Below are 16,878 nucleotides of genomic sequence, written 5' to 3'. Positions count from 1 at the left end.
TCCTTTTTCTTAGTTCCAAAAGGTCAAACTTGTAATCACTCCCAGCGGAGGAAGGTTGGGAACCAAGCCGGCTGTAGTACCGCTGCCGTCGCCGACGAACAAGAACGTTATTACGTCTATGGCAATCACAATGCCGAAGGCGAGGGCAATTTGGGTGACAATTGGACGCCAATCATTGCCTTGTTGCGCTTGGTTGTAAGCGAATAAAGCTGCGGCGGCTACTAGCAAGAGAAATACGCCTCGAATGGCATTGAAAATTAAAACGATCGTTGATTCGTCAATGGCTGTTCCTCCTCCTGCTGCTCCAGCTTCGCTTGCTAGATTGGTCATAAACGCTTGGAGACCGCTTAGAAAAATGGCTTGTGCTGGGGTCTGAAAGTTATTCAGGAACATTGTTACTGTTATGACAGCGACAGCTAAATGCCAAAAGCGAATTTTGCTGCCCAGCAGTTTTTCGAGGATGGGAACGCTGCGGGTAATTTGCCATAGTCCGAAGAACACCAGAGATGCACAGCTAAATACGCTGACAAATAAGGGCTGGACAAGAGTTAGATAAATGGCTGCAATTAGGCAAATTGCAATGAAGGCTAAATCGGCGTTATTGAGCTTGAATTTACGCATGAATGTGCTAAAATGGCTGCGGCGCTTGTGGGTAATGCCTAGGTTAGTAACCCTTGCGCGATCGTCATGAGAGCGGTAGTTGTTGTTCAAGTAATCGTTTTGCATTGAATTTTTCCTCAAAGTGGTTTAAGCTTGCAATTCGTTGCGGTCTTCTCGCGACTGTTCTTTGCGTCCTGGCGAGGTATAGTTGTAGTCTTTAGATGCTTGAGAATCTCTAAATTGAGTTTTTTGTGGCTCTGGGGAGCAGACTACAGCTTCCATTTCTTCAACAGCAATGTGGCACTGCCGAACCTCTGGTGGCTTTCCTTTGACCAGAACGGCATCGAACACTTGTGCGTCACCTTGGCGGGGGTCAGTTCCTATCAGTTGTTTTGACCCGTCCGGCAGATCCAGGATTTCAAATTCGTATTTGACTGCCCCGGTCGTGCCGTCTTCGCGACGCGATTCTTTCCAAGGAAACACTGGATCTTTTTCCCCGCTAAAGCGTTTGGGGAAGGTGTCCTGAAACTTTTCAACTAAAGCCTGGGCAGTTGCTAGCTTGTTGTATTCTTCTTCCGACTGAGGCAATTTGAAAATGGCTTCTCTTTCTTCGGGAGTTAGTTTGTCCCGATTCGGCTCAAATTTCCAGCGAGATCCATTCTTGGTTCCCGAAAAAATTTCGGTATTATCGCTGCCTTTTACGACAACTTTAACTTCGTTGTTTTCAGCAGTTACATTCAAGCTGCCGCCACCATCAAAAGCAATACCCGATTGGGGAGACTGCCCCGTAGCAAAAGCATAATTGACTAAGCAATCTGCTATAGTTTCTCGCTGCTGCTGTACTTTAGTTTGAGCTACCATTTTGCTAAGAAGATCCTCTGGTTCGCTTTCCTCCTTGTCGATACTGTTAGGTGCAGTAACGGTTGGCTGAACTTTTTGACGAGTTTCTGGTCCTTGTGAATTAGGATTAAATTCTGATTCAACAGGCATCAGAACGGTCATTTTATGTTCCAGTTTGTCAACGATACTTTCAAGGCGATCCAACCTCTTTGAGAGGTGGCCTAAATAGTCTTGAATTTGGTCTAGCTGTTCGCTGATGCTGGTATCTTTATCGAGCTGTAGAGGCTTAGATTTCTGGGAGTTTGGGTTGAGCTTGCTCTCTAGATCGTCAATTTTTTCGCCAATTTGAGCTGCCTTGGTTTCGGGATTGTTGATTTTAACTCCCTCGGTGACCTTGGCTTCAATGTCGCGATCGCTTCTCTGAGGCTGGCTCGTTTCCAATTCCTCTGGTTCAGTTGCAGCAGGCGGTTCTAATATCTGCTTAGCCCGTTCAGCAAGTTTTTCAGTGCGGGTATCTATCGCCTCTATGCCGGAAATGACATCAGCGTGTTTAGCACGAGTCGCAACTCGGTCGGCGCGATCGTTTAATGAGTCAATTTGTTCGAGAATTTTTTCGAGTTTTTCTGCCTGTTCCTTTTCCCTCGCTCGTTCAATGTAATCAATTAGATCCCCAATACTCTTGGCTCCAAGTAGACCCATTAAAGAGACAGTTTGGACGGTTAAGCCACTTACGGTTAATCCGTTAATTTCGCTTCCCATAGAAGCGACACTTGCACCTTGACGATCGGTTTCTTTTAGAACAGTTTCAAGGGTGTCGAGGAAGGGATATTTTGCGTCGGGCTTTTCAGCAACTTTTTGCTTGATTTGTCCGTTATCATTCTGATTGAGAACGCTGCGATTTTTAGCTATCTTGCCCAATATACCATTGGAGATAGGAGTATTTTCATCATCAGAAAGTAGTTCTTCAATATTATCTTCTTCCTCCTTTTTTTGCGTTTTACTGGCATTTTTTTGAGAAGCTACTGACTTTCCTAGCTGGCGTTTGGACTGCGATGACTTGCGAGTTTGCGTATGGTGGCTGGGAAAGTCTGCATCTTCTTCTAAATCGCTTAAGTCATCTTCCAATTCATCATCTAGTTCTAAATTGCTTAAGTCATCTTCCAATTCATCATCTAGTTCTTCATCAAATTCTTCGGAAATGCCGTCCTCCTCTAATTCATCACTGGCATCCAGCCCGATTAAGTCCATAATTTGGGATGGAGTATAGTAATTGTTATTGTCTTTCGTTTCAACGTCAGCCTGTTTCAAATTTTTAACTAAATAGACACCGCTGGTTCTCTGGCTGGGGTCTTTAGTTAAATAGAAAACAAAGCCAGATACCTCGCCTCCTTTTCCTTCAGTAACTAAATCCATGCTGACACTAGCTTTCTGATTGCCAGAATCATTGATTCTGTCGGGTCGTTTGTTGAAGGATTCAACGAAGTTTTTGAAATCTTCCCAGTCCTCAATGCCACCTTCTTCTTGGATTGTTTCTATGGCAGCATCGAGGGTTTCTTGAATGTGTTCCAGTTTTTTGACGTGTTTGGGATCTGTGGCTGTTAGGACAGACCAAGTACGCTTTGGGGCAGAAAATTGTCTTTTGGAGTTGGGCTTAGTTGAGAGTTTTGCCGCCATTTTTTCTCACCTCCTACGAGGAAAATCGAGGTTATCATTAGGTTTGAGCTTGAACTTTCAGCAGCGCTTGAGATTGTCAAACAGGACTATTAGCTAGTTGAGCGATCGCTTTATTGGTAATCCACAAGCGGGGGTATTTGTTCGCAGGTTTCGCTCAAAAGTTCTCTCCTGACTTTCCCTCTTAGTTCTTGGTGATATTCGCCTAGCATTCTGCTGAATTTTTGCAGAACTTCTAGACTTTGTTTGGGTAACTGCCCTGCTTTTACTGCTGTCTCTACACCTTTGGTCATTTGGCAAATGTGCGCGCTCATTTTTCGCAGTTGGACACAAGTTCCTTCATTGATAGCGGGGACTGTGCGGTTAGGGCTAAAAGCGCGTTTGCGCAAGTAGTCAGACAGGTTTTTTTCACCTGCTTCTGCGGCACGCTTCACTAAATCTGCCTTTTCAAAGGTGGTTAGGCGCACTCGGACTACTTCAGTCTTTCCGTTAGGTTTGGAAAGTTTGTTTTTGGGGAAACTTGCAGTTGTAAGCACATCAATTTTCTAGGGCTAACTAATGGTTTATTAAGGCCAAGTTAAACAGCAAGGGATTAGGTCAAAGCGGTTGTTGGCATCAAGTTAACTTAATGCTGAGCAACCGATGCTCATTACAATTTCCTGAACCTTGATGGCAAGGTTTGCGCCGTAATTCATCCATTGCTTTTATTGATTCAATTTTCAGCAATTCTGTTGGAGATGAGGCTGTTTCTTTCGGTTTATGTTTTGTTCGGCCACAAGTTGCATTAGTGAGAAGCTACCAGAGTATTTTTTATCATCCAGATGGCTGATTCGAGGGTGGATACTGCTGCCTGGATTGCTTGTAGCCTTTGACTATGTTGTTGTTTGAAAGTTGGCAAAGTGCATCATTGTTGAGCATGGTTTGCAGCCAATCGTACTTTGTTGTTGAGGACGGTTTCTGGTTTGCGATCGCCGTCGCTCAACAAAGTCTTAATATTTCGTGCTGGAAGTTTAAGCAAGTCTGAGTTGATATTCCCAGAAGAATCGCTCTGTATTGTTCGGAGTGCGACACAAGTATTTCCAAATGTCCAAGTGTGTGTCCATTGCCAAACCTATGACGATATAAGATTCTTCATTGTCTGTCACTGCATCCCCAAAGTTAAAATCCGGTTGCACCCAATGGTCAGGCAGGGCGATCGCATTCAGTTCAGGGGCGATCGCATGGGTTGGATGCGCCATTTCAGGGGGCGCGTAGTGTTTTTGTGGCATTTTGTCGATTTTAAGGGTAAGCGATCGCCTTGCTTGCTGGCGGTAGCCAGAGGAGAGGTATTCGTTAGCTACTTGTGCTGAAGCGAAGATATGTTGTTGCCTTTGGCACAAATTCTGACAAGTGGACGATTTGGGCGATTTGCTCATTTTTACCCCCCTATAACGTCTATTTGACATGGCTTGCTATGCGACTACCGTACTAACTAGGAGGATTTAAGAGGTGTCGAAGTACAAAAAATCAATTAAAAAGCAGCGAAAGTTAATTTAACTTAATTAAAATTTGTGAAAATTGGAGGAAATATTAGGAAATATTAGGGACAAGTAGGAGATATTAGGAAATAACAGGGAATAAGAGGAAATAGAAGGGTTAAAATATGAAGCTTTTTGTGGCTTTCACTAACTATCGGGGGGGAGCATAACACTTATGTGACGAGTACAAATACTCACACCTACTATGCCCCTCATTAGTCCATAATTAAATATGTTTACCACTCTCGAAAAATCATGAATCCAGAAAAACAAAGAAAGCTGCAAGAATATACCAGAGCAATTGCTGAGATTTTATATACAGAAGCTGAATCTGAACAACAATTCACGCTCGAAATTATCGAAAAAACTATTCAGACACAGCTTCAGGAGTATGTCAGTCCCGAAATTGCCGCTTTTTTTTTAAGCAATCAACCGGAACAACTGCCGGTAGAACCAGAAAACTTACCAGTACATTAGGCCTACTAAAAATCAGTGAAAAACAAGCTAAAATACTCGGAGTTAAGCCCTGCACAAGAATCAGTCCACATTTGGAACAATGTTGTCTGAGATTGAGTGCCAATATGTCATACGAGCAAACGGTAGTAGATTTAGAATACATCACTGGTGTCCAAACCAATGCCATGTCACAGCAGAGATTAGTCCATCGGCAGCAGTTTCCGTTGCCTCCTGTCACAGAACTAATTGAAGAATTATCTGTAGATGGAGGAAAAGTGAGATTAAGAACTCCACTCGGACTAGAATGTACCTACAAAGACTATAAAGCAATTCACACCAACGTCGGATTGCTCGCGGGTTATCAAGATAATATTGGGTTGACTAACTGGGTGAATAGTCAACCGATAGCCAACATTGTTACCTGTCTCGGAGATGGACATGATGGAATTTGGAATATTATTGGATTAGTCGCCCCCAATGGACAACGCCGAGAAATTCTTGACTGGTATCATCTGATTGAAAATCTGAATAAGGTTGGCGGTTCACAGCGCAGAATCAATGAAGCCCAAGCTTATTTATGGATGGGACAGGTGGAGAAAGCGAAACAACTTTTTGTAAATCTGACGAAAAAAGCCGCACAGAATTTCTGCGTATATCTCAACAAACATCGAGAACGAATCGTTAATTACCACTATTACCAGTCAAATAAGATTTGTTCGATTGGCTCGGGTGCTGTGGAATCAGCAATTAAACAGATTGGTCGTCGTATCAAAATTTCTGGCGCCCAATGGAATGAGCAAAATGTCCCGCAAGTTTTGGCTCATCGAGTAGCTTACTTAAATGGAATGATTGGTGTCAATCTCAAAGCAGCAGCTTAAATTATCATCAGTATTTATACTGATTGCATAACTGTTATGCTCCCCTATCGGGGTGCGTTCCTTCTCACAAAAAGTTGCACCCTCTGTTTGGAGGATGCAACTCGCGCTTATTGCTGGCGGGTATTACCTCTTAGAACCTAACCTTTGTCGTAGTTGTAACATCAGTGGGGTTAGTACCTGAATCAGCGAGGCAACAGAGCGAATTAAGATAGCGATCACTAAAATGAGTCCAGTTTCAGTACCCCGATAGTCCACCTATAGACAGATGTTCATATCACCTAGCTAATTCACTATAAAGCTGCACTTAATATAAGTCAATGGTAATCCCTAACATCACTTCTAGCATATATTTACCATATTATGAGGAGGGCTTCTTTACTATGAGTCTCTTTTAGTGTGAAGGTTTGAATCATATAAATAAAGGAACTTTAAACATTATACACTCAAAAATTTTACAGGTATACCTCTGAGGTGACGATTCCTCGGTTGGAGTCGAGTTCAAAATCGTATTTACGTAGGTAATTTTCCTGCCAGTTTTCTGGCATTTGGCAGGAAGCAAGGGGAAAACCTGCTGGATCAAGCCAATGTATTTCTTCTTCAACTTCTACTGGAATAACAGGCCATTTATGCTTTGATGCACGGCTAAAATCTCGTAACAGGCTCACAGGAATCTCTCGGCTTGGTCGAAGTTCGATTGATTGTTGCCTAATAGGTGCAACAAATGATTGTTGTGCCCAAGTCCTAATAGCTATAGGATTAAGACGATCGTTGGGTTCCAGATTACTAACAGATTGGTAATAAACTTGTGAGAGTTCTTCAGCTTGTGTTCGGGTCGTAACGTCATCAATCCTAGCTAGTAAATATGCAGCAACAGGGTCTACTGTTCCCCAAACAATTAGTTCTTTCATCCAGAACACAATCCAAGGCAGCCCAGTTCTAGGCCAGTTTTCTAAAGAAGATGGTTCAAGACTCATCTCGCCAAAAGCTTCATCAATAGCCAAAGCCAGAATACTCCCAAGTCCCCAGTTAAATCGATAAGAAAAGTTTTTGCTGACGAAGTTATGCCAGTCAGAAATTTTTGTTTCTGATGGTTGAGGGGATACGCGTCGATGACAGAGCCACCAGTGAAGGATAACTTCCCAACTGGTTTCTGCTCCCCTGCCTCTGCCATTTAAGTTACTGATGCTAAATGTGTTTACTTCCCCAATCCGTCTAATAGTGTCCCGAATGTAGGTGAACTGTTCGTCCTCCTGACGAGATAGATAATCTGCTCCTGTTTCTAGATGATCTCTGATTCTACGGTAAAGCGTTAGAAGCTGGTTTCCAGATATAGGCGGTAAGCTAGTTTTGTATAGGCGCTTCCGTTCACCATAATTTGGATATATAGTTGATTTCAGCGCCTTCCCGCGATGGACAAAGAATTCCTCTAATTCAGCTTGATTTTGACTAGCATAGTAAGCATAAGTTTGCTTCCATAGTCTGCGTAGTTCTGCTTCCAATTCATTAGGTTCCATCTCACGCGCAGAAATTTGTTCAATTTCAACAATTGCAGCAAGTAGCACGTTGTCTAAGGAATCCAAGCTCTCGATCGCGTTCTCTTCGGACTCATTTCTTGGTTGTGCCGTTATGGGAGCTGTTTGCTCCAGCCATGTCAAGAACTCTGCATCGCTTCCATTTCTTACCAGCTCTCGCCATTTATCTAGCAAATGGTTGATTAGTGTCGCGAGTGGGCTGATTGCACCGTCATTTGTATCTATCGGCGGTTCTTGTAACTGACGGACAAGAGAATTGTAAAGCTTACGGATTTTGATTTTTTTATTATAAATTTTCCGATCTTGGCCTCTCTGAGATCGTTCTGGCTGTTCTGGAACAAGCACCAAACTACGACCTTCTGTACCAAATCCCGGACGACCAGATCGCCCAACAAGGTTTTTGAATTCACTAGGGCTGATGTTGCCTGTCCATCGCTCAAGGCTGGGAATTAAAACTGTTTCAAAAGGTAGATTAACTCCCTCAGAAAGGGTAGATGTTGCTATAACGAGGTGAACAATCTTTTCCTCAATCACCTCAACTAGAAGACGTGCCATTAACCCAGGCATTTTGCCGTGATGTACAACGATACCTTTAGTCAAGAGTCTGTATTCACGAGAATCAGTTGTGTAATAGTCTTCACATGACTCTAAGCATTTCTGCCAAATTGCTCTTTTTCTTTCGTCTGAGGGCACTTGAAAGAACTGTGGGATTTGAGGAATATTGATCCAAGTTACGTCAAGCAATTTTAGAAAATCTTTAGCATAGTCACTAATATTCTGACTGATAGAAATGAGAACAGCCCGTTGCTGTTCTCGATCATCTGGTGCAGCAAGATGAATAGCAGCCCAGAGAACATAAGGACGAACGGCTGTCGTAAAATTTTTTCCCTCAAAATTGGGAGATGGAGGATGTGCTGGGAATGGGTTAGGAACATACGGACTATCAGAATTTTCCATATCAGAAAACTGCAAGGGAGCGTTATCTAGTAAGTCATAGCGAATTTCAAATCTTCTCCTCGGAAGACATTCTAATCTTCCAATGAGCTGCCGAGCACTTTTATAAAAAGTTTTGATAGGGGTTGCATCGTCTTGATGACTAATCCATCTGGCTAGTGCGCCTTCTGCTTCCGCAGCAACAGCCGACAGAGCAACAATGCGACAGCGATCCCGTTGCAAATGGCTGAATAACCTAGCCCCCAGGGATTCTAACCTCAATGCCCGATTTTCAGATTTTTGTAGTGATTCATTTGTTCCACTGAATTGGACGGTATGAACTTCATCCACCACAATCAATGTGGTTCTGGGAAGAAAGAAGCTGCCGAGAAATTTCATCAGAGCTTCTGCCTTTTCATAAGTGCAGATTAAGATAGTTTTTTCGTCAGCAGTTAGCCATGCGTCCGTTGGTCCCCAATCTGTACCACCATATAAGCCTGTAACAGTTACCTGTTGATAATGATGAGGTGTTGACTGCCGTAAAACACGCGATAGTTTAGCTTCCACCTCTGTTGCTAAAGCACGAGAAGGGACTAAATACATAACTAAGGGAGCTTGTAAAGAAGGCCGTTCTGGATTTGTATTAGTTGGGAATAGGCTTTGTAGAATAGCTAGCTCCGCAACTCTAGTTTTGCCAGAACCCGTAGGTGTGCAGAGTGCGAAGGATTCTTGTCTAGACAACGCCTGAATTCCACGCACTTGAGACGGCCACGCCATTGATTGCCCTAAATGGAAGCCATAGCGCAAGTAACGCTCAAAGACTGCTCTTCCATCTGAACTCATATTCTGAAGCAGGATATCAAGATGCTGTCGCATACTATTTTCGACGTAAGTAGCAGCAACCTCAGCACATAACTTAGACAGAATCCAGGAGTAGGGGTTTCGTCCATGAAGGACAACCTTGCTAACGGCTGTAAGTTTATTAAGAGCTTTCTGAATGCGTGAGTCGTTTCCCCAACGCATAACAGCACACAAAAGACCTAGCGCACTGACTGTTTCCCTGACAATCATCGTCTGTATTGTATGAGTGTCCTGGTTGTCAGATTGGGAAACACGCTGTATTTCTGGTATTGTTTGCGACCAGTACGCGCCGATATGCTGCAAAAGTTTAACAAAGTCAGCTTTTAGCAAAGCAATGAGAATTCTAGATTCAGTATCCTGACTGCCTTCTTCTCGTAAAAGACCTAGCGCTCTTGCAGGGTAGCCTGCTAACTGATAGCAAGCAGCGGCAAGCAGGCGAGTCGATATCTCTTCGCTATTGGTGTCCCTGATAGGTAGCCACTCTAAAATTTCCCCAGCGCGAAGCACGGTTTTTTGCCACTGGGTATCGTCAGTCTGTCTCTGGACAGATGCTGCTTCCAGAAGCCTGATAACGTCATCAAGACGGCTGTTTGATTCAGTCTGGCTCCAGCTCATTAAACCTGGTTGGTTCTCCCGGAGTCGTGTGTGATGGCTATAGAGTCTGGCAAAGTCACGAGGTAGTCCACTGCTAACCAGAGACTCAACTAATTGTGATGCCAAAGTGACAGTTTCTGCACTAGGTTGAACCATATTTCTCCTGGTTTACAGCCGATAGCTTTTGCGAGTAAATGCTTTTTACTATACAACTTTAAGTCTTATCTTGATTTTTTCCTGCGATTCACTAGGGGTAAAATTGCCAGATATTTGGAAGGCTTTTTGCAGTTTAGGAATTTGCCGCTGTATATGCCTAAAAATGGCCAAGGAACGTACACTAATAACAGCCTCTTCCCCATTTAAATACAGCAGTTGACAGTTCTCGTTAATAAGAGATTGATTGCAAGTAGGAATATGGAATACGACCTTATCCCACAGGGTTAATAACTCTCTTTCATTGAAAGTAGGTATAAGGGGTTGAGTGATGGATTGATAGACTTCTTCAATCAGTCCATTCACGTCATGCAGATGAATTTCTACAGCTTCCAATCTCCGTTGTGCAGTGTAATCACTATGAGGGGCAGATGTTGGAATTATTACTGTGCTTGCTCTAGCTGGTGGCAAACCACAAATATAGTTAACGAGATCGCATCGCTCATGAGTAGTATTATTATTGGAAAAATATAGTTGACGCAGCGCGTGTATCCATTTTTCTGCATCTGAGCCTGCGATCGCATAATCTTGAAGAATGTCAATCAGTGATAAGCAGTCAACGGGAATTGTTTTGCTATCACTAGATTTTTTGTGTGCATCAGCAATCAAATTAGTATCATGACGAGCGGTGCATTTTGCCTCACAAAACAGAATATGTGTAATTTTGCCTTGATCATCACACTGAAACGCTAACATATCATCACCAAGCCGACCAATGATCGTAGGAGCAGAACCGCCTTCTTGTCGTATTTGCTCTAGTGCATGGTATGCCGTTTGGTGTAACCGAAAAGGGAAAGCAAAAACTTGCCAATCTTCATCGAGCGCGTTGAAGTTTTCGGCAACCACTGCTGCCATAATTTCGCCGAAGTAGCCTTTCAAAGTTTTCAGCTCTAATTGCCGGGGGAAATCATTGATAATTGAGGAGTCCATTCCTGGTGTTTCTTCTTCTTCAAGGGGATCTAATGAGTAGGAAATTCCTGCAAGATTTCGTAACTTTTGTCTTGCATCTTCATGGGCTTGATGTACAAGGCTTTGAAGTTCTTGAAGAATATTGGTACGAATATCTAAATTTTCTTTCAGTCGTCGATGGTAGTATCTCCCATCACCAGATTTCTGAACGGTATTGGTAAGCCAATTTTCGAGAGTGGGCAGATGGGTTAGTTTTTGATGTTTTTGATCTGTTGTAGAAGTCGGGTTTGACTCCCTTACGTTGAAAGAACTCTTTGTATACGACATCATCAATTGCCAAATATAGCGTGTATTCTGGAGCGGTGAGTTGAATGAGATTTCGGTATACAATGTATTGACCGAGGGCGGCATGAAAATCATACATTAGCGAACGCCCAACAAAGCTCTTAATTTCAACAATTATCTTTTGTCCCTGACGTTCGGCTGCAATCGGCTTTTCGGCTGCTAAATCCGCATATAACCCAGCATCCTCATATTTGATCAAGTAAGGGTCTGCCGTAATTGTCCAACCCTCTTTAATTAAGGTATTTTTAACAGCATTGTGGTAGATATCTTTGGCAGGCATACTAAAAATAGTGCAGAATTCACCCAACAATTAATATAAACCGCTTTGGAATGAAATTCTCTTCTGGATTCTAGCATTATGAAAGGATAGCGATCGCAGCATTTTTAGTTTCGTTGCGATCGCGAAGCGTGCCGGAGGCATATCGCCCCCTAAAACCCAACCACCCCCACTCGACTAAACCATTTCCAACTCCCTCGGTTTCGATTCAGTCGCAGGCATGAGAGTAGTTCGGGACTGGGCCAAATCTTTTTCCCGTTCTACAATCATCTCTTGAAAACGAGCCGCTGCTTGCTCTGTCAGGGGAATTTGAACCTCCCCGGTGTGAACGTTGGCTTTAAACACGGTGCGCTTGGACTCGTTTCTGACAAAGCAATCCCCATTAGGCTGCACGTAAGCCGTCCATTGGTTGTCGCCAAACTTGAAGTGCTGGGTGCTATGGGAAGGAAGTTGCGATCGCCGTTGCTTGTATGTTTCCGACACGACGCTAAAGAGCGTGTCTTGCAGAGAAAGCCGCCAGTTGTTAGCTTTAGCGTTAGTGGTGTCGCCCTTTCCGTTATTAACTGCCGTTTCTGGTTTTGAAGCAGGTTCTTGTTGGAATTTTGGCGGTTGGTACGTGCTACTGTTTTGAGCGATTCCGTTTGGGCGGATCGCTGAGCGAATCGCGTTTCCCGCAGGCTTCGCCAAATCTGAAGTCTGAGATACTTCAGATGAATAGATCGCGGGCAATTGAATTTCAGGCAACCGAATTGATTCGCGATCGACTTTCAGCATAACCGACCTGCCGCCTTTGTCGGGGGAAAGCGTCGCCTCAAAAGTGGTTCCAGGGGGAAATTTAGGACTTTCAGGGGAAAATGTTCCCAAGTTTTTCCCGTCCAACTGGATAATGGGAGTGCCTTGAAATCGGTAATATTTCTCGTGAGTGGGAGGTAAATCTATCGTTCCCACTTGCAGAGTTACTTTCCGATCCTTCCATTTTGACTTGGAGAAATCTTCCTCTGAGTAATCGTTATCGGGATGTTTGACATTGACTACTTCTATTTGATTGACCCGATAATTTGACAAAGCATCGGAGATTTCATCCATGAATAATTTGTAGACAAGTGCGCCTCTACCTGCTTTATCTTGAGACTCAATCCACCGACAATCGACGGGAGGGACGATGAGGAGTCTGGTTTCATTACCGGAGTAGTTGGTTACTTTCAAAGAGTCGGTGTCGATATGGTCGTTGGAATTATCTCCATATTTGGCATCTAGTTTCGCCACCATGCTCTGGGGTAAGTTTTTGAATGCGAATTCAACTAACGGCAATTCGGGATGAGCAGTAGCTTCATATTCAATCCCTTTGCTATCGAGTGCGTCTTTCCATTGGTTAGGAAGGTCAATGGTTCTGCCGTCTTTAGTTTTCACTTTCTGGAAAGGAACTTGCAGGACGTAGACATCTCGCGGTAAGGCTTCGTGTAGCAATTCGTAGTCTTCTTGTAGGGAAAAGGTAATTTCCAAATCCTCTGCTACCTTCTGGCAAATTGTCCGGTGTTTGCTCAGGTTATCGGAAGTGTGGGTAGCTTGGAATAAGGCATGAGCAGCCCTGGTTTTTCTTTCAAGAGTATCCCAAATTTCGTCAATCTCCGCTCGATAACTGTCATAAAGTTTGCCCATTTCCTCTTTTCGAGCTTTGATATCGCTGCCAGTGCGATCGTAGATAATGCTTTTGTCCTCTTGAAAGCGCTGCACCAGGTCTTTCGCCCATTGTAATTCGTTTTCTTCCCAATGCAGGTTATTTTCTTTGCTGTGTCGGTACTCGATTCCTCTCTCTACCAAGGCATTTTTGTACTCATAGGGAACGTGCAATTCCTTCCCTTCTTTTTCATACTCAATGCCTGCTGCATCTAGTTGCTGGCGATTGTCTTTCGACACGATTAAATGAGCCGGAATTGGGGGAAGAATGTGCTGAAATTCATCTCGGTTGCGGTGGATGAGCCGCGTCTGTTCCCAATAAGGATTAACGGCTTCTTTGGCTAGGACGTAAACAGGATTGGGAAAGTCGGCGGGCATGGGAAATTGTTTGTACAGTCGATCGTCTCCTTTGTACTGGAAAAAGTAAGTGCAGCTTTTGTGTTTCTCACACCATTCATCTACTTTTTCTAGTAAAGTGTCGGGATTTAGATTTGTTTTCTCTTTCACTTCTTTGGCATCTTTACCCCGCAGCGAGTTTTTCTGGTAGTCAACTTCGTACTGTTCCATGATGCTGAGAGCGGCGATAAATCGCTTTTGCTGCTTGAGAAATAGCTTTTCATCTTCGCCGGGGTTGGGGAGTGCTGCTGCTACTTTGCCAATGGCTAAGGCGACGATTCCGACTTCATTTTGAGAGCTGGCAACTCCAATTTGTTCTAGGGTGGTAAATTTGCGTTGACCTGCTTTAACTTTACCTTCTCTGACTTCGGGGTCGTCTTCTCGATACCGAGCTTTAGTATAGGGAACTTTCTCCGCTTGTACCACTTCTCCGAAGTCAAATAATCCGTCTTGTGCTGGTAAGATTTGTTGGGCAATTTGAGGGATTTTTCGAGATTCGATGCCAAACGGTTCGTCACCGTCAAAGTCTCCTTGATGGAATTTTTCTAAGTCTTTGGGCTTGAACCAAATTACCCCTTTGATTTTCGACATGACAGCACGGGTTTCCTCTGGAATATTTTCCAGGTTTTTTGCGTGTACATTTTGATATATCCTCAGACCATCTTTGTTGAGAATTGGGAATCGACCTTGAACGCATTCTCCTTCTTCTAAATGGTTAGCGCAAACCGTGCCTTTGGGTAAATCTTCGCAGGGTAGAGCCATTGCAGAAGTCATTGATAAAGCTCCCCTGGTTGCCAGATTTCGCCATTTGGATGCCAGCCACCTTTCTGCCATATTGGTGAATTCGGGACTGCCTATCATCAGTCCGAATTTATCGGCTTTGAGCATCTGGATGTCCTGTCTTTCCCGCTTTTTATCCTCGGTATTTTCCTCGCTGTCACCGTTAATTTCGTCGTCACTTGTAGTTGATAGTTTTTCCTGCTGTTCTTTAAGTTTTCTTTCGTTCAAACGCGCTAAAAATGCTTCGCGCTTGTCATAATCTTCAATCATCGCTTGGCGCAATTTCATGGGGTCGCGTTGCAGTGCTGCCAGTCTTTGGGCTTCGGCTTTAGTTGTTGGTACTAAGTCTTGCCTTTGGGCTTCTTCGTCGAACCAAACTCCAGTAGACTGCCAGCTTGTTTGGGTGATGCCGATTTGACTGTTTTTGCGGTTTCCAAGGATGGCTTTTGGTAATTCGTAATCGCCACAAGGAATGAGTTCTTTGAGTTGTTTTTTATTGATGCCTTTGATGCTGGAACGGTCTAAAATAAGTTGAGGTTTGTTCCCTTCAGAGTCGGCGTCGGAGTCGAGTAAATTGTCATCGGGACGGAGGGTTCCTTTAGCCAGAAAGCTGACTTGGGGTGTGGATTCTGTATTTTCTGTATTCCAACTTCTCAGCCAAGCGAAACGAAATTGACTGGCTCGATTTTTCTCGCCGCCGATGCTTTTGAGTAATTCGGAACTGATTGCACCGTGACAGTCTCCGGTGCGATATTTAGCATATTGCGGGTCGGTGAAATCAACAATTTTTACTCGCAGGTTGTCGCATTCTGATACGCCGGACATACAAGTGCTGACTAGGAGGGAACCGTAGCGACAGGCGGTGTCTTTTTCGGTTACGAATAAGTCTCCTATCTTTTTGGCTAGGGTTTCGTCGCCAAAGTAATAACTATTGCCAGATTGAAATATCATGCGTCGCTTGATGCCGTCTTCTGGGTCGTGGATGCTGGCGCGTAATTGGCTAGGATCTGGATTGGATTTGTCAAGTTTGACAATCATTAATGTCTTCAGTTCGTCTGGTTGAAACATTGCTTGCAGAATCGAGTGCCGCAGGATTTCTGGGTTGTTGAAAAATTTTCCTACATTTCGACCTTTAGCATCAATGTAAGCGGCATCAAAAACGGGTATTTTGAGTCCTTGTTCGGTACAAACTGTGGCGACCATGAGTTGATTTCTCCCGAGAATCGAGGTGTTATAATAGGAATTGTTGAAACAGTTGGTAAGGCAGGTAAGAAAAGTCTATCTAAGCCTTAACAGGTTGAAACTCGGTCAAGTGTTGACCGTTGGAAGTGTTTTTGAGGTGATTGAAATGGAACTAAAGGTTGATACAATTGTTAATCCGGCTCTGTTTGAAGATGAAGATACTGAGCTGGTGGAATTGGCGATCGCTCCTGAAGATGAGGATAAATACCCATTCGTGCGTCCCAGTAGCGCTCCTGCTGATTTGATGGACAGACCGGGGAGGGTTATTGAAGAATGGGAGAATATGGACTTCGACGAGCGAATTCAGGCTGACCCTACATATATCGATAGGGTCTAGGCGTAGGGGGACACCTAGCAGAGGCATGGGGTGTTTGGTTCGATGGGGCGGCGGTAGCCGCCCTGATATGGCCTCTTGGTTTGGCTATGCCCAATGGAAAATTTTCCATTGGGCGAGCGGTTGGGGTGGGAATGTTGACGGCTGTTACCCGTCCTTGCACCCTCCTAGCGATCCACCAGATTTGATGGATAGGCCGGGGAAGGTTATTGTAGAATGGGAGAATATGAACTTTGATGAGCGAATTCAGGCTGACCCTAGTTACATAGAAAGGGTTTATTTATGGGTTTGATTTAAGCAATCTGTCTTCACTTGCTCAATTGTTTGCTACTGGTGTATTAGTGCCAATCACATAAGGCCTTACTTTTATTTCTTAGTTTAAAGTACAGTGTCTTAATTTCAGCGAAGATAGAATAGAAGAAAAATTTTGGAATTAAAAGCATGTCAGACGATTCATCTCAAATTTGGATTGTGACTGAAGTAGAGACCACTGAAAGTGTTGAAATTCTCCGAGGAGAGCGGAGTAGCGATGATACTGGGGGTGGCTTTGGTCAGCGAGTGAAAGAACAAATAAAGACGACCGTCCAGCAGCGAGTTCCATTGGATGCAGCGGCTCTAAAAGTTCAAATGAATGGACTGCTGAAGGTCTTAGGTGATATTTCAACTGAGGCTAACCAACAAAATGGACTACAACTTGATGAAGTCGAACTATCCGTTGAAATCAATGGTGAAGGGCAGGTAAGCATCCTAGGTAATAGCGGAAAATTGGGGAACAAAGGGGCAATCAAGCTTAAGTTCAAGCGAACTACTACAAACAGTTGAA

General features: G+C 43.8%; 11 protein-coding genes. 4 read left to right on the top strand and 7 right to left on the bottom strand.

Going from position 1 to position 16,878, the window contains the following annotated elements; translation table 11 throughout:
• Window positions 1–9: 9 nt before the first annotated feature.
• The 4 genes from QUB06_RS04245 to QUB06_RS04230 all read right to left on the bottom strand — a co-directional run bounded on the left by QUB06_RS04245 (window position 10) and on the right by QUB06_RS04230 (window position 4,526).
• Window positions 10–726, bottom strand: a complete 717-nt coding sequence (locus QUB06_RS04245) for a hypothetical protein (protein ID WP_333434244.1) — start codon at window positions 724–726, stop codon at window positions 10–12.
• 21 nt (window positions 727–747) lie between these two features.
• Window positions 748–3,114, bottom strand: coding sequence for a hypothetical protein (locus tag QUB06_RS04240; RefSeq protein WP_333434243.1), 2,367 nt, complete (start codon window positions 3,112–3,114; stop codon window positions 748–750).
• A 110-nt stretch (window positions 3,115–3,224) separates the two neighbouring features.
• Window positions 3,225–3,647 carry a plasmid mobilization protein gene (locus QUB06_RS04235; protein ID WP_333260868.1) on the bottom strand — a complete coding sequence of 141 codons (423 nt, stop codon included), beginning with the start codon at window positions 3,645–3,647 and terminating at the stop codon, window positions 3,225–3,227.
• Between the two features lie 474 nt (window positions 3,648–4,121).
• Window positions 4,122–4,526 (bottom strand): hypothetical protein, encoded by a 405-nt coding sequence (locus QUB06_RS04230; protein WP_333434242.1) that lies wholly within the window; start codon window positions 4,524–4,526, stop codon window positions 4,122–4,124.
• A 357-nt stretch (window positions 4,527–4,883) separates the two neighbouring features.
• Here QUB06_RS04230 and QUB06_RS04225 point away from each other — a divergent pair.
• A protein-coding gene (locus QUB06_RS04225) for an ISKra4 family transposase (protein WP_333434241.1) occupies window positions 4,884–5,962 on the top strand; the annotation gives its coding sequence in 2 pieces (ribosomal slippage) (window positions 4,884–5,055 and window positions 5,055–5,962; 1,080 coding nt in all).
• Between the two features lie 452 nt (window positions 5,963–6,414).
• Here QUB06_RS04225 and QUB06_RS04220 read toward each other — a convergent pair.
• The 3 genes from QUB06_RS04220 to QUB06_RS04210 all read right to left on the bottom strand — a co-directional run bounded on the left by QUB06_RS04220 (window position 6,415) and on the right by QUB06_RS04210 (window position 15,682).
• On the bottom strand, window positions 6,415–9,903 hold the full coding sequence (locus tag QUB06_RS04220) for a DEAD/DEAH box helicase (RefSeq protein WP_333434240.1): 3,489 nt from the start codon (window positions 9,901–9,903) through the stop codon (window positions 6,415–6,417).
• Window positions 9,904–11,197: 1,294 nt separating this feature from the next.
• Entirely contained in the window at window positions 11,198–11,629 is a 432-nt protein-coding gene (locus QUB06_RS04215) for a XisH family protein (RefSeq protein ID WP_333434239.1), read from the bottom strand.
• Between the two features lie 174 nt (window positions 11,630–11,803).
• Complete coding sequence (locus QUB06_RS04210; RefSeq protein WP_333434238.1) at window positions 11,804–15,682, bottom strand: hypothetical protein; 3,879 nt, start codon at window positions 15,680–15,682, stop codon at window positions 11,804–11,806.
• Between the two features lie 145 nt (window positions 15,683–15,827).
• On the opposite strand from QUB06_RS04210, the gene QUB06_RS04205 reads away from it, so the two are divergent.
• The 3 genes from QUB06_RS04205 to QUB06_RS04195 all read left to right on the top strand — a co-directional run bounded on the left by QUB06_RS04205 (window position 15,828) and on the right by QUB06_RS04195 (window position 16,877).
• Window positions 15,828–16,058, top strand: coding sequence for a hypothetical protein (locus QUB06_RS04205; RefSeq protein WP_333132173.1), 231 nt, complete (start codon window positions 15,828–15,830; stop codon window positions 16,056–16,058).
• Between the two features lie 25 nt (window positions 16,059–16,083).
• Entirely contained in the window at window positions 16,084–16,347 is a 264-nt protein-coding gene (locus QUB06_RS04200) for a hypothetical protein (RefSeq protein ID WP_333434237.1), read from the top strand.
• Window positions 16,348–16,496: 149 nt separating this feature from the next.
• Complete coding sequence (locus QUB06_RS04195) at window positions 16,497–16,877, top strand: Pepco domain-containing protein (RefSeq protein ID WP_333434236.1); 381 nt, start codon at window positions 16,497–16,499, stop codon at window positions 16,875–16,877.
• Window position 16,878 lies beyond the last annotated feature (1 nt).

Origin of the sequence: Microcoleus sp. D2_18a_D3, assembly GCF_036702455.1 — a bacterium.
Classification (GTDB): domain Bacteria; phylum Cyanobacteriota; class Cyanobacteriia; order Cyanobacteriales; family Microcoleaceae; genus Microcoleus.
This window is presented reverse-complemented; position numbering and strand designations above follow the sequence as displayed.